The sequence below is a fragment of the Halioxenophilus aromaticivorans genome, assembly GCF_042850945.1.
Lineage (GTDB): Bacteria > Pseudomonadota > Gammaproteobacteria > Pseudomonadales > Cellvibrionaceae > Halioxenophilus > Halioxenophilus aromaticivorans.
Genome location: NZ_AP031496.1, coordinates 4,546,328 through 4,559,968 on the forward strand (window position 1 = coordinate 4,546,328; position 13,641 = coordinate 4,559,968).

Sequence of the window (13,641 nt, forward strand, 5' to 3'; positions counted from 1 at the left end):
ACATCAGGCCGGACATATATCAGTTATCTTTTTTTACGCACGTACAACACTAGGCTGTGGCCGGTTAGCTCGTAGCCATGCTTTTTAGCGATTTCTTCTTGCAGGCGCTCAATATCATCGCTGTGAAATTCAAGAACGTCTCCGGTATCCACGCAAACCATGTGGTCGTGGTGGTCGCCGCGATCCAGCTCAAACACAGAGTGGCCGCCATCGAAGTTATGGCGCTCTACTAAGCCTGCGGTTTCAAATTGGGTTAGCACTCGGTAAACCGTGGCCAAACCCACGTCTTCACCGGTTTCCATTAGGGTTTTGAACACATCTTCCGCGCTCATATGGTGCTGTTCCGACGACTCTAGAATCTGCAGAATTTTTACCCTCGGCAGGGTGACCTTGAGGCCGGCTTTTCTCAGTTCGGAATTTTCCACAGTTTACTCGTCTCCGCTCTATTCAGATTTAAGGCGTTTGGGTATTATCCCCGTTCGTTTTAGAATGTGGAACCCCCGCTATGCAAAAATCGATTCATTGTTGCTTTATCATCCTGCTGCTTGGCAGCTTGAGTGCATGTTCTGCACTTAAGTTCCCTGGGGTTTATCGCATCACCATCCAGCAGGGTAATGTTGTAACGCAAGAAATGATCGACCAGTTAAAACCCGGCATGACCAAACGCCAAGTACGATTTGTGTTGGGAACGCCATTGATCGATGACCCATTTGCCGCCAACCGTTGGGATTACTACTACAGTTACACCAACCCACGGGCGATTACTGTGAACCACAGTCTAACCGTGTATTTCGACGAAGATTCGCTCAACAACGTAGAAACCACTGACCGCTTTAAAATGCCTGCGAATTTTCAAGCCAGCGAGCAGCAAGCCACGCCTTCTGCCGAGCCGGATGCCGCCTAAGCGCTAATATTACGCTTAAGCCATACAAACCAGCAGCCCAATTACAGACAAGTATTGGGCTGTTTTTCTATCTGCAATACATAAACAGCAAAAAGCCCTATTTGGTTTGGCCGTCGCTTTCTTCGGCAGCTTTTTCCGCCTTGGCGGCTCGTCGCCGGCGAGCCTCTTTGGGGTCGGAAATCAGCGGCTGGTAAATTTCTACTCGGTCGCCCTCTTGCAGCTCATGTTCCGGCGCTTTCTTTAAGCCTTTAGTGCCCAAAGCCTGGCCAAAGATACCCATTTTTGCGGTTTCGATATCGATCTCTGGAAATTCTTGGTCGATGTGCGAAAGCCGAACCGCTTGCAAAGCAGTGGTGCCCGGCTCTACCTGCAAGGCAATAATTTTTTGTTTATTGGGCAGGGCGTAGGCCACTTCCACAGTGATGGTGTTGCTCATAGGGTTGCTTACTCTGCGTAGATTTGGCGGGCGCGCTGACAAATGGCATCCACCTGCTGGTTGGCCATGGATTCAAACAACCTACCCGCCGCCATAGCAATCAATTTATTACTGAATTCGAACTCTAATTTAAGCTCCAGCTTACACGCCCGCTCTGCCAACTCGGTAAAAGTCCATACACCATGAAAGGATTTAAATGGCCCTTCTGTTAGGGACAGCTCCATGCGGTTGGGAGCATCCACTACGTTGTGGGTGGTGAAACTGGTATTTAACCTGCCCCTCCCTAGGTGCAGCTTGGCCTCTAGCCAATCGTCACCTCGGCCGATCAGATCGGTTTTTACACAGCCGGGCATAAATTCAGGGTAGCGCTCTACGTCGCTTACTAAATCAAACATCTCTTGGGCCGAAAAGGCCACTAAAGCGGATCGCTCTATGGTTGTCACAATGTTGTCCGTGTATTTATGAGTGCGGTTTCGCCAAACGCCAGGGCCATTAAAAACTGAGGGGCAGGCTTGGGTTCTCCGTCTTGTGTGCGGGATTGTAGAGAAGAGCGCCGGCCTGGGCAAACCGGGGCCGAGCCTGAGCGCACCCTAAACGACAATCCAGGACAAAGTTGGTACTATCTACCTTTCGTGCCACAGGCGTCTAAAACGGTGCCTTGGCCGCTATTTCCAGGCACAGTACACACCACAAAAACAAGCAGAAACACAGGTTACGAAAGCATCTATGGTATCGACCTCAAGAGAACAATTTGGCTCTAAACTGGGCTTTATTTTGGCGGCAGCGGGCTCAGCCGTGGGCATTGGCAACCTGGTGGGCTTCCCGGTGAACGCTGCCAAAAACGGCGGCGCCGCGTTTTTGATTCTGTACGCTATTTTTGTGTTTGCCATTTGTGTGCCGGTAATGATGGCAGAGCTGGCCGCCGGCCGCGCCAGCCAGCGCGGCCCTTTTGGTTGTTACCGGCACTTTGCTGACGCCAAGCCCTGGTGGCATATCGGCGGGCTACTGGCCGTAATTACACCATTTATGATTGCCGTATTCTACTTGGTGCTTACCGTGTGGATATTTGGCTACCTGGCCGCCATCGTTAGCGGCAATCTTTCAGCCATGAGCGATGCCAGTTTCTTTGGCGACTTTATTAACGGTAAAATTCTATTCTTGTACGTGGTATTTGTGGCCGCCTTTGTAGGCGTTACCCTTCACTTTGGGGTGCAAAAAGGCATTGAGCGCGGTGCCAAAATCATGATGCCCACGTTGTTTTTTATGCTCATTGCCTTGGTGGTGTTTATTTTGTTCCAAGAGGGCGCCGGTGCCGGTGTTAAATATTATTTAATTCCGGATTTCTCAAAGCTCACCACGGAAGTCGTCAATGGAGCCATGTCCCAGGCATTTTTCTCGCTGTCTTTAGGTATGGGCATTATGATCACCTACGGCTCCTATATGGATAAACGTGAGAGCATCCCCGGCTCCGCACGCCTGGTGGCCCTAGCCGATACCACCGTTGCATTCACCGCCGGCTTACTGGTACTACCCGCCATTTTTGCCTTTAACCCCAACACCAATCCAGACGACTTATCCAGCTCCTCCGTTAGCTTAATTTTTACCTTTCTACCAAAAATTTTTCTAGCCATGCAAGCCGCCATTGGCTATTTTGGGGCCAGCTTAGTTGCCGCGTTATTCTTTTTGTTGGTGCTTTTTGCCGCACTCACCTCGCTCATATCCATAATAGAAGTGCCTGTATGTGCCGCCATGGATCAATTCTGCATTACACGGAACAAAGCCTTATTAGTGGTAGGCATCGCCATCATCATTACCAGCTTGGCCTGCGTGGTGTCGTTTGGCATGGTGCCCTTCTTTACCGAATTCACTCAATACGGCGGCGGAGTTAAATCGTTTTTTGATTTGGTGATCGACGTCTTCTACGACACCATCCTGCCACTCAACGGTGCCCTAATCTGTATATTTGTGGTGTATCAATGGAAAAAACACAACCTCGACTCTGAGCTAGAACAAGGCGACCCAGAGTATAAAAGCAGCATCATGGAGCGGTACATTAATTTTGCCCTGGGTACCTTTATCCCAGCCATTTTAGTGTTGGTATTTATCAACACCGTTATGAGCAAATTCTTCGGCACATCATTAATTTAAGTTAGGCGCGAGTAATGGCATCTAGGGAACAGTTTTCATCCACCACGGGTTTTGTCATGGCGGCCGCCGGCTCCGCCATTGGCTTGGGCAATATTTGGGGCTTCCCCACCAATACCGCTGGCAATGGCGGTGCCGCTTTTGTGGTGATTTACTTGGCATTGGCATTTTTACTGGCCTACCCGGCACTCATGGCGGAATTGATCATTGGCCGGGCCTCCAGGGCCAACATTGTAACCTCGCTTAAAGGCATTGGTGCCGAACGCGGCATTGCCTGGGCCGGAGTTTTGGTGGGGCTGTACGGCGTTGTGATTGCCAGTTTGATTTACAGTTTCTACTCCATTGTGGCCGGCTGGATGGTGGCCCACTGGGCGGAATCTGTTACCAGCACGCTAGGCTTAACCGGTATCAGCGAGTGGTTGGTTGGCTTTAGCACCGAGCGTAACGTGATATTTACCGCCCTGTTTATGGCCCTAACCATGGCCATTATTTCTCAAGGGGTAAGTGCCGGCATCGAACGCTGGAGCACACGGTTAATGCCCATTATGTTTTTATTGTTTTTAGCGCTGATTATCTATGTGCTACTGCAAGAAGGCGCCACCGAAGGGCTTAAGCTGTATTTGATACCAGACTTCTCCGGCTTAAAGCCCGAGGTATTCGTCAACGCAATGGGGCAAGCGTTTTTCTCGCTCTCCCTCGGTGTAGGCACCATGTTAATTTACGGCTCCTATTTGGGTGAAAAAGAAAACCTCCCCAGAATTGGTGCCATAGTTACCCTAACCGATACCGGCATTGCCTTTGTGGCGGGCCTGTTGATCATGCCCGCTATTTTTGTGGCCAAGGAGTACGGCACCAACGTATTTACCGACAGCGGCGAATTAATCGCCGGGCCAGATTTAATCTTCCAGGTGTTGCCAGCGTTATTTGGCTCCATGGGCAGCGCAGGTTTGGTGGTTGCGTTTGCCTTTTTCACATTGATGACCATCGCGGCTCTCACCTCATCTATCTCCATGCTGGAGGTGCCCGTGTCTCTGGCCTGCGAACATACCGGAATCAAACGCAACAAAGCCACTTTGATGATTGGCAGCGTTATTTTTGTCATTAGCCTGATCATTTGTTTTAACTTTAACTCGCTATTTGTGTGGGTTATTAACTTCACCACCGTGTATAGCCAACCCATTTTGGGCATTTTGCTGTGTATTTTTGTGGGCTGGTTATGGCACCGCAACCGCATTTTGGAAGCACTCAAGCCCGGTATGCCCGAGGCAGAATCCAGCCTATTTTTTAAACTTTGGCCGGTGTACGTGCGCTTTGTATGCCCGGTTTTAATTGCCCTAGTATTGCTGCAAAGTCTCTAACCCTCACACGCTAATCAATGGGGTCAGAGCGTTTGATCGCCCAAATCAAACGCTCTGACCCCATTGATTCTCACATTTCTATAACAATCCCCACCCTGCTGTAATTTTTCCCCTGCGGCCAACGTATTAACCGGTGAGTTACGCCAACCATTGAGTGGTTGCACGTAAAAAATAACACACCGTTAATATGAGACTTGCATCATGAATACACTTCGCAGATCACTAATTCTGCTGTTCGCGCTATTGCCATTGAGCACTGCCTGGGCGGCGGATATGAAAAAAGAAGCAATCAGCCACGCCGAGATGGCCAGCCATAAGGAGCCGTTTACACAGGCTCGGTTTGAACAACTACAACAAGCCGGCGAAGTGATTTTAATCGATATCTACGCCAGTTGGTGCCCTACCTGCGCCAAGCAACAGGCGGTGCTAGAAACCTATAAAAAAGCCAACCCCGATAAGACGTTCTATACCTTGGTTGTGGATTACGACAAACAAAAACCTGTGGTGAGTGCCTTGCGCGCGCCGCGCCAATCCACCCTATTGCTGTACAAAGGCAGCCAACAGCATTGGTACAGCGTTGCCGAAACCCGCGCTGAGGTGATTACAGAACAGCTGGATAAAACCATCGCCTACGACTACCCAGCCAAAAACTAAACCATGGCTCTGGAATTTACCTCATTACCCCTGGCTTCAGTGGCCGGCGTTCTGAGCATACTATCGCCCTGCGTTTGGCCATTGATCCCCATGGTGATGGCCTCCTCAGCTAACGCCAGCCGCTGGGGCCTGGTGTTTTTAGCTTTAGGGTTAAGTTTGGCCTTTGCGTTGGCTGGCGGCGTTCTCACCTTTGTGTTGCTCAACCTTGGCCTACCCCCGGATGCCTTGCGCTGGGTAGGTACGGCTTTACTTATTTTGGTTGGATTGGTGTTGCTGATAAAACCCCTGGGCGAGTGGGCCAACACCCGGCTATCCATGCTCAGTAGTCGGTTTAACATCCACCAGCCACAAACCGCCTCTACCCTGGGCCAGCTTGCTGTGGGTTTTATGTTGGGCCTTGTGTGGCTACCCTGCGTGGGCCCCACCCTAGGAGCCGCTATTGCTTTGGCTTCGGTTGGCCAAAGCCTGGCCATGGCCAGCGCCATCCTCTTCTGCTACGGCCTTGGCTGCGCCCTGGCACTGATAGTGGCTGCGGTGTTATCACAGAAAGTAGTGCGCGCGGTAAGCCCCGGCCTACTGAGCCGCGCCCTGCAGGCCAAGCAGATGCTTGGAGGCATAATGGTGTTGTTAGGGTTGATGATCTTCACTGGGCTAGATAAACAGCTGGAGACGCTGGCCATTCAATACCTACCAGACTGGAGCTATTCGCTGTAACCCAACAAGGGCGGCGCGTTGCAATCCGCACCGCCGCCCTCATCTATAACTCAGCTACAGATATTTAACTACCACAGCGAATCTGGCCAAGCCCTATACCCCTGTCACGGCGCAAAGCAGGGCTAAACCAGTATTTGTTTCGTATTGCAGAGGTCTATATAATCCGCCGCCATGGCCAACAAACCGAAGAAAAAACCGGGCAGTAACACCATCGCCCAAAACCGCCGAGCACGCTTTGATTTTCACATAGAGGAAACATTCGAGGCGGGCGTTATGCTGCATGGCTGGGAAGTAAAAAGCCTGCGCGCCGGTAAAGGCCAACTCACCGACTGTTACGTGGTATTTGAGCGCGATGAAGCCTGGCTGCTCAACTGCCAAATCACGCCCATCAACACCATCTCCACGCACTTTGTCATCGACCCCATGCGTAAGCGCAAACTGCTGATGCACCGCAGAGAGATCGACAAACTGCAAGAAGCTGCCGATCAAAAAGGCCACACCATCGTCGCCCTAGCCCTGTATTGGAAAAACCATATGGTGAAATGCCAGGTGGCCATCGCCAAGGGTAAAAAGCAGCACGACAAGCGCGACACCGAGAAACAGCGCGATTGGGACCGGCAAAAAGCGCGCATTATGCGCCATAGCTAATCCATTCCCCACCGCCAAACCTTGAAAACCGCTTGGCACACCCCAATCTATGTTGTAGCATCGCCAATCCTCTTGCTATTGGGCTTGTAGTTTCGCACTACCCCCAGAGAGGACGGCAGGCCAGCCCTAACCACTTGGGCCTTTGTAGACCATAAAAGGACGCAAAGAGAGCCGCAATCCAGCACCCCGCAGCACCGAATTCGGGGGCGATTTGGATTCGACGACGGTGACAAAACTTTGAGTGCATGTGGTGATGACAGCCAATCACCTTAATCCAAAGCTGTAAACTAATAGTTGCAAATGATGACAACTACGGTGCTCAACTAGCTGCTTAATTGCAGCCTAATTGTTGCACCAACTAGCCGCTACGGCCGCTAGCGGTCTTTAACAAGGTGCCTATACCGCGTTAACGACTGTCAATCAGAATAGGATCGCAGCAAAGCACGCTTGGGGCGGCGCTGTTAAACACTTTACCAAGCCAGCACTTAGCACCCTGCCCGTTGGGTCGCCTAGTGTTAAATTAATAAACGGACCTAAACATGTAGAGCTTAAAGCGGCGCACTGGCGGACGCGGGTTCAAATCCCGCCGCCTCCACCAAATAAAAAAGGGCCCCCCAATTCTTGGGGGGCCCTTTTTTATTTGGTGGAGGTTGCCGAGTTTGGTCTCTCACATGTCCCGGGTTCAAAAATTCGTCGGGAACGAATTTTGACGCCCAACGGGCGGTCCCGCAGGGATGGCCTACATGGATGTAGGCCACACAAAAATGCAGGACAGCATTTTTGCACATCCGAAGGCTGCCCGAAGGGTGGCGCACATGGACGTGCGCCATGAAATCCCGCCGCCGCACTACGAAGCACGCAACTATCCACACTACCGCTTTTTCATCCGCCTGACGGCAGCGTGTTTGGACTCTCTCGCGTCCCGGGCTACAGAAACCGTCCATGGTTTCTGCCAAAGGCTCGCTTCGCTCATTCAAAAACATTCCCGATGTTTTTGTCACCAATCGTCTGGAACGATTGGTACCGCCTCTGGCGCCCAAAGGGGCGAGGCCTGGCAGGATTTTGCTCCTGCAAAACCTACATTCACGCCATCCATGGCGATCGATGGCCTCGAGCACAATCCTGCAGCCGGACCACGAAACACTATGCGTAGTACGTAAGGAAACTTCTCAGCTCCAATAGATAGCTGAATTCACATGTGTTCCAAGCTAGTGATGAAGAGCCCGCGCAATGCTTCTACAAGAGTCTCAATGACCACCTCTACTGAACGCAAGATAGATCCTCATCCCGATCTCAATAGTTGCCTTAAAAATTCAAAAATAAATGAATTTGAGCGCCTGACCCACTTTGTGCTGATCGAAAAACAGACCGTCCATGCAAATACAAATAATCAATTGAAGATGAAGATTAAATACCCGCGCTACAAAAGCAAAGATAAACTATCGAGATTCCTACCCGACTGACTATATATAGCTACGCATCTGAGATGTTTACAAACAGGACCAGATTTACTGGCCGCTAGATCGAAGTGGACTATAAGTTTTCGGGACTTCAAAGAAAAGCTTATATTAAGTAGTTTTCGCAGGTTGACAAAAGTCCGTTCGAGAATCAATAATTCGTGCTAGAGACGCGAAATGAGCCGAATTGGCTTAGTCGGGCGCTTCGCCAGACTCAATAATATTGCTTGGATTTATCCCGGAGAGAAGCCTCTGGGTATCTCCTCCGCAAGCTCCGTCAATCCCCAGAGGCTTCTCTCCGGGGGAGTTAGGTCTCTCAACTATTATAAGGTCTAAATGGAATTGATGGACCCAAGAATACCTATTCTCCAAAGAATTGACTTATCAAAATCCAGGGTTCAATTCAACAAAAAAACTGTTCTATTGTGCGGCGGCAGATACGGCGGGCCAGAAATACAAGAAGACGAGTTTCTGTCGATTAGGCACGCATTGTACATTGGCCAAGCACCCAACGATGATTTCGAATACTTACTCGCTGAAACCCATCCAGAATGGATACACGATGGAATTTACCCCAACCTTTTAGAGTATGAAAATAATCTTGCAACCCTATGCACTAGGGTTATCGTAATTCTGGAATCGGCGAGCGCCATCTCTGAAGCCGGAGTATTTTCCCAAGTTGAAGAACTGAGCAAAAAAACCACTCTTATAATTCCCGACAGACATCACGGGAGTAATTCATATATAGATTTGGGCGTGGTTAGAAAGATAGAAGAGGACTCAAATAAAAAAAGCCACTATTACCCCTGGCATGAGCACAGACACTCTTCAATCACAAAAGAATTAGCCGAGGAAATAAGAGAAGATCTGAAAGAAGTTATTTTAGATGATCACCCACGTCAGTTTTATAAAAATAGTAATACAGGGCATCTTATTATTTTAATTAACCAACTCATAATTTTCTTTCAAGCCTTGCTGATTAAAGAACTTGAAAGCTACCTTAAAATATTAGGGCTCGACATATCAGAAAAGCTATTAAAAAAACACTTAAAGCTCTTGGAAAACTTGGAAGCCATAAGGTTAGTCCCGGTAGGAAATCGCATCTTTTATACGTGTACAAATAGAGAATTATTCCGAATGATAGTTAAAAACTCCATTCGCACGGAAGACGAAGTCCGCATCATAGAAGAATGCAAACACTTTTACGAAAACAGCAAAGAAGAGAAAAAAAGACTTCAAGCCATTAAAAAGTCCATGGGGATACAGCTGTGAGCATAGCGGATAGAATCTCCACAGAACTTTTTGTACGGAAGCATTGGGTTTCCCGAGTTATTGCAAGGGCTCCTCACGCCTACAAAGAATATAGAATTAAAAAGAAGTCTGGTGGCTATCGGGAAATTGCTCAGCCTGCCCGAGAAACCAAGAGAGTGCAGTACTGGGTCATAGAAAACGTACTCTCTGAATTTGACGTGCATGATTGCGCCTTTGGCTATGTCCAAGGAAAAAGCATTAAACTGAACGCGGAACAACACAAACACAACCAATATATCGCAAAGCTAGATATAGAAAATTTTTTCACTTCCATTACCGAAGACCATGTCACCCTTTTCTTTAAAGAAAATACGAAATTCGACGACAATGACATATCCATCCTACTGAAAATACTTTTAAGGAGGAAGACTGGCGACACAAAAATGGCAATGACAATAGGCGCACCATCCTCCCCCACCCTTTCAAATATATTACTCTGCGATCTGGACCGAGAAATATACTCCCTATGCGCCCCCATGGGAATTACCTATACCAGGTACGCAGACGATATGAGCTTCTCCACCAATACAAAAGAAATTCTTTTTCAATTCAGCGATCGAATCATCCCATTAATCACCAAATACAAATATGGAGATTTCAGAATAAATCAAACGAAAACCATTTTTAGAAGCAAACGAAACTCTAGACGCATTACCGGCCTATGCATAACGAATGAAGAGAAAGTATCCTTAGGCAGAGCGAGAAAAAGAGAAATCAGCGCAATGATTCACCACTACAAGCTATCCAAGCTCGATAAAAAGTCCATAATAAAATTGAAGGGGTTGCTTGCCTTTGCACTGGACGTAGAACCCCTATTTGTAGCCAGAATGAAAACCAAGTATAGCCAAATAACCATCGACAAGATTATGAAGGAAGACTCGGGCAACTATCGGCAAAACAACAATATTCAGTCATAGGAATCAACGAATGACACTAAAGGAACTGACTTCTTTAGACCCACCACAGAGATTTGACGCCAACACTTTTCTCGCTTACAGACTCTCACCCAACGAAGGCGATACGCTATAAGCCCTGCATCACCTCGAACTAAAAGCTCCACAGCGGTGTGCGATAAAGCTTAACCCCTTAAAAAACATCCCAGAGATATCTAGAGCTTAGCTTCCAATATATACAATGAAATTCACATACCGTAATAATTCTTAGAAATCAAAAACACCTAGATTGTACATACCTACATCCCACACATACTGCGCATATAAACATTAAACGGATCCAGCTCCGGTAAAAGCTCGACCTTGTTACCCTCTAAATACTGACGCTGGATATTATAGGCCAGCTCTTCTGAGGCTCGAATGCAGGCGAACTTTTCCATGGCGCCGGATTCTTGCTGATGGTGGTGCACTAACTCGTGCAATAAAACAGAAGCGCCTTGATGGGTTTTTAGGTTGACGGTATCGGCGATGTAGATGGTGTTGCTTTTGTCATCGTAGAGCGCGTGCACTGGTCTATCGTAACGCTGATACAACTCGGCTTCTTCGGTTATCACCACGGTGGGTGGCGACTCTATGGTTATTTCGGTATTTACTGCTAACCATTCGATAAGTAACGCTAGTAATATTTCCACTGTGTTCACCTTTCAAACATGAGCTAACAAAATTAAACATAGACCAATTTAAGGGCTTTGTTAGCCGTTGCTTTTAAAGTGACACCTAAATAATGCATAGGAAAAAATTTGTGTTGTAGACCACGCACTTCCTACTAATAAGTGCGTGGTTTTATGAGGCTAGCGAATATCATTTCGTGCTTACAGCGTCAGCTCTCGCCGCACAATATCTGCCCCGGCACTTAGGGCATTTAATTTACCGCTCGCTACGGAGTGAGGCATGGGCGCCATGCCGCAGTTGGTGCATGGGTAGAGCTTATCGGCATCCACAAATTTAAGCGCCTGGCGCAGGGTTGCCGCTACTTGCTCTGGCGTCTCAACGTTATTAGATGCCACATCAATGGCACCCACCATCACTTTTTTGCCTCGGATCAGTTCGATCAGCTCCATGGGAACACGGGAGTTTTGGCACTCCAGTGAGACGATGTCGATGCTGGATTTTTGCAGCTTGGGGAAGACTTGCTCATACTGACGCCATTGCTGCCCCAAGGTTTGCTTCCAATCTGTGTTGGCTTTGATGCCATAGCCGTAGCAGATATGTACTGCGGTTTGGCATTGCAAGCCCTGTGCGGCTCGCTCCAACGCGGCTATGCCCCAATCGTTAACCTCATCAAAAAATACGTTAAACGCCGGCTCATCAAACTGAATAATATCAACCCCTGCAGCCTCCAGTGCTTTGGCCTCTTGATTTAATATTTTGGCAAATTCCCAGGCCAGCTTTTCTCGACTTTTATAGTGCGCATCGTAAAGCGTGTCGATCATCGTCATGGGGCCAGGCAATGCCCATTTGATAGGCTGCTTTGTTTGCGCGCGCAGATACTTGGCATCCTCTACAAACACCGGCGCCGGGCGCGTAACCTCCCCCACCACAGTGGGTACGCTTGCGTCGTAGCGATCGCGAATTTTTACGGTTTTACGCTGGTTAAAGTTTACCCCCGCTAGGTGCTCAATAAAGGTAGTCACAAAATGCTGCCGGGTTTGCTCACCATCACTCACAATATCGATACCGGCTTGCTGCTGGTTTTGCAACGCGATACTTAAGGCATCTCGTTTGCCTCGCATCAGAGCATCGCCCTGTAATTTCCAGGATGACCATAGAGTTTCTGGCTCTGCCAACCATTCCGGCTTAGGTAAACTGCCGGCGGTTGAGGTAGGTAATAATGTATTCATTTTTTCTCACTGCGTCGTAATTTTTAATAAATGTCGTTTAACTGCGCCGATTTAAAATAGGGGTTTACCTTACTAACGCCTACCAAAACTTAATGCGCCCGGCCAGCCGCTTGTTGCTTCAACTGGGCTTGATAGGGCTTTATAAAATTCGCTTCAGCAAACTTCCCCTGCTCCACCGCCAGCTGGCTACGCTCTTCCCGGTCGTACACAACACCGGTGAGAGAATGGTCTGGCTGATCCAGGCTTGGCTGGTAATTAGCGCCGGCCACCGAGTTAGCATTGTAAATCTCCGGGCGGTATATTTTTTGAAAGGTTTCCATCGTGCTAATGGTACTGATCAGCTCTAAATTGGTGTAGTCCGTTAGCAGATCGCCTATAAAGTAAAACGCCAATGGAGCCACACTGTTTGGTGGCATAAAGTAACGGACTTGAAGGCCCATTTTTTCGAAATATTGCTCGGTTAACGAAGATTCGTTTACCTCGTATTCCACGCCTAAAATTGGGTGTTGATTGCTCAATCGGCGGTAACGTTTGGCGCTAGAGACACTTAAGCAAATAACCGGCAACTTAGTAAACTGCTGCTGGTACTCCTGCGAGCTAATCAACGCCTGAAACAACTTACCATGCAAAGCGCCAAAATCTTTTGGTATGGCAATTTGCTGACCGCCCGTGTTATGGCTAGGCAACAAAATACTAAAATCGTAATCTCGCACGTAGGATGAGAAATTATTACCCACAACGCCAGGCAAACGCTTGTTGGTAGCGGTATCGACTATATGGGTATTTAGCATTTCGATATTGGGGAAGGCGTCGCCGGTAATATTTTGCCCCGCCACACCTACGGCCACGGAAACGATATCCAGCGCTAAGCGATAGCGGTTTTGGTTGGGGTTATCCCAATGGGCCAGTGCGTTAAAGCGATTGTCGATCATTCTTAAGGCCGCACGCAGGTTTTGCACACGGTTATGCCCGCGAGCCAAGTTGGCAAAATTGGTGGTGGTGCGGGTATTCTCGCAGGGCTGATACTGCTCGTTAAAGGGGGAGCAAGTGATACTGAATTGGAATTCTGTTGTCATCGCTTAGGTACCTGTTAGGTTGCTTTGCGCCAGCGCATCACACCCACGGCAAACGTGAGTGCAAACGCACCTGAGCAGCTAGTGGTGTGCTTTTTACCCAACCTAATGCATGAAAAAAAGTGATTTATTCTAATAAGAGCATGA

At 48.5% G+C, this 13,641-nt stretch carries 16 protein-coding genes and 1 other RNA gene; 11 read left to right on the forward strand and 6 right to left on the reverse strand.

Annotated elements, in window-relative coordinates; translation table 11 throughout:
• Nucleotides 1-23 precede the first annotated feature (23 nt).
• Complete coding sequence (gene fur, locus ACGHM3_RS19420) at nt 24-425, reverse strand: ferric iron uptake transcriptional regulator (RefSeq protein ID WP_345423874.1); 402 nt, start codon at nt 423-425, stop codon at nt 24-26.
• Between the two features lie 80 nt (nt 426-505).
• Between fur and ACGHM3_RS19425 the strand changes: the two genes are divergently transcribed.
• Nucleotides 506-904 (forward strand): outer membrane protein assembly factor BamE, encoded by a 399-nt coding sequence (locus ACGHM3_RS19425; RefSeq protein ID WP_345423871.1) that lies wholly within the window; start codon nt 506-508, stop codon nt 902-904.
• A 97-nt stretch (nt 905-1,001) separates the two neighbouring features.
• On the opposite strand, the gene ACGHM3_RS19430 is transcribed toward ACGHM3_RS19425, so the two are convergent.
• Together ACGHM3_RS19430 and ACGHM3_RS19435 are read right to left on the reverse strand one after the other, a co-directional pair.
• Nucleotides 1,002-1,340, reverse strand: a complete 339-nt coding sequence (locus tag ACGHM3_RS19430) for an RnfH family protein (protein ID WP_345423868.1) — start codon at nt 1,338-1,340, stop codon at nt 1,002-1,004.
• A gap of 8 nt (nt 1,341-1,348) precedes the next feature.
• On the reverse strand, nt 1,349-1,783 hold the full coding sequence (locus ACGHM3_RS19435) for a type II toxin-antitoxin system RatA family toxin (RefSeq protein ID WP_345423865.1): 435 nt from the start codon (nt 1,781-1,783) through the stop codon (nt 1,349-1,351).
• A gap of 283 nt (nt 1,784-2,066) precedes the next feature.
• On the opposite strand from ACGHM3_RS19435, the gene ACGHM3_RS19440 reads away from it, so the two are divergent.
• From ACGHM3_RS19440 to ACGHM3_RS19485, 10 genes are all read left to right on the forward strand, one after another.
• Nucleotides 2,067-3,488 (forward strand): sodium-dependent transporter, encoded by a 1,422-nt coding sequence (locus tag ACGHM3_RS19440; protein WP_345423862.1) that lies wholly within the window; start codon nt 2,067-2,069, stop codon nt 3,486-3,488.
• 14 nt (nt 3,489-3,502) lie between these two features.
• Nucleotides 3,503-4,843 carry a sodium-dependent transporter gene (locus ACGHM3_RS19445; protein WP_345423859.1) on the forward strand — a complete coding sequence of 447 codons (1,341 nt, stop codon included), beginning with the start codon at nt 3,503-3,505 and terminating at the stop codon, nt 4,841-4,843.
• 201 nt (nt 4,844-5,044) lie between these two features.
• Nucleotides 5,045-5,497 (forward strand): thioredoxin family protein, encoded by a 453-nt coding sequence (locus ACGHM3_RS19450; protein WP_345423856.1) that lies wholly within the window; start codon nt 5,045-5,047, stop codon nt 5,495-5,497.
• A gap of 3 nt (nt 5,498-5,500) precedes the next feature.
• Nucleotides 5,501-6,211, forward strand: coding sequence for a cytochrome c biogenesis protein CcdA (locus ACGHM3_RS19455; RefSeq protein WP_345423853.1), 711 nt, complete (start codon nt 5,501-5,503; stop codon nt 6,209-6,211).
• A 171-nt stretch (nt 6,212-6,382) separates the two neighbouring features.
• Nucleotides 6,383-6,859 carry an SsrA-binding protein SmpB gene (gene smpB, locus ACGHM3_RS19460; RefSeq protein ID WP_345423850.1) on the forward strand — a complete coding sequence of 159 codons (477 nt, stop codon included), beginning with the start codon at nt 6,383-6,385 and terminating at the stop codon, nt 6,857-6,859.
• A 202-nt stretch (nt 6,860-7,061) separates the two neighbouring features.
• Nucleotides 7,062-7,457, forward strand: a transfer-messenger RNA (tmRNA) gene (gene ssrA, locus ACGHM3_RS19465).
• Nucleotides 7,458-7,602: 145 nt separating this feature from the next.
• On the forward strand, nt 7,603-8,019 hold the full coding sequence (locus ACGHM3_RS19470; protein ID WP_345423847.1) for a hypothetical protein: 417 nt from the start codon (nt 7,603-7,605) through the stop codon (nt 8,017-8,019).
• A 90-nt stretch (nt 8,020-8,109) separates the two neighbouring features.
• Nucleotides 8,110-8,322 carry a hypothetical protein gene (locus ACGHM3_RS19475; protein WP_345423844.1) on the forward strand — a complete coding sequence of 71 codons (213 nt, stop codon included), beginning with the start codon at nt 8,110-8,112 and terminating at the stop codon, nt 8,320-8,322.
• A gap of 330 nt (nt 8,323-8,652) precedes the next feature.
• On the forward strand, nt 8,653-9,588 hold the full coding sequence (locus ACGHM3_RS19480; RefSeq protein WP_345423841.1) for a retron St85 family effector protein: 936 nt from the start codon (nt 8,653-8,655) through the stop codon (nt 9,586-9,588).
• Nucleotides 9,585-10,544 carry a retron St85 family RNA-directed DNA polymerase gene (locus ACGHM3_RS19485; RefSeq protein WP_345423838.1) on the forward strand — a complete coding sequence of 320 codons (960 nt, stop codon included), beginning with the start codon at nt 9,585-9,587 and terminating at the stop codon, nt 10,542-10,544. The genes ACGHM3_RS19480 and ACGHM3_RS19485 overlap by 4 nt, the downstream gene beginning before the upstream one ends.
• Nucleotides 10,545-10,819: 275 nt before the next feature.
• Here ACGHM3_RS19485 and ACGHM3_RS19490 read toward each other — a convergent pair whose 3' ends face one another.
• The 3 genes from ACGHM3_RS19490 to ACGHM3_RS19500 form a co-directional block, all read right to left on the reverse strand.
• Nucleotides 10,820-11,212: a DUF6647 family protein gene (locus tag ACGHM3_RS19490; RefSeq protein WP_345423835.1), complete on the reverse strand. Its 393-nt coding sequence runs from the start codon at nt 11,210-11,212 to the stop codon at nt 10,820-10,822.
• A gap of 180 nt (nt 11,213-11,392) precedes the next feature.
• Nucleotides 11,393-12,421, reverse strand: a complete 1,029-nt coding sequence (locus tag ACGHM3_RS19495; RefSeq protein WP_345423833.1) for a methionine synthase — start codon at nt 12,419-12,421, stop codon at nt 11,393-11,395.
• A gap of 89 nt (nt 12,422-12,510) precedes the next feature.
• Nucleotides 12,511-13,497 (reverse strand): putative oxygenase MesX, encoded by a 987-nt coding sequence (locus tag ACGHM3_RS19500; protein WP_345423830.1) that lies wholly within the window; start codon nt 13,495-13,497, stop codon nt 12,511-12,513.
• Between the last annotated feature and the right edge of the window lie 144 nt (nt 13,498-13,641).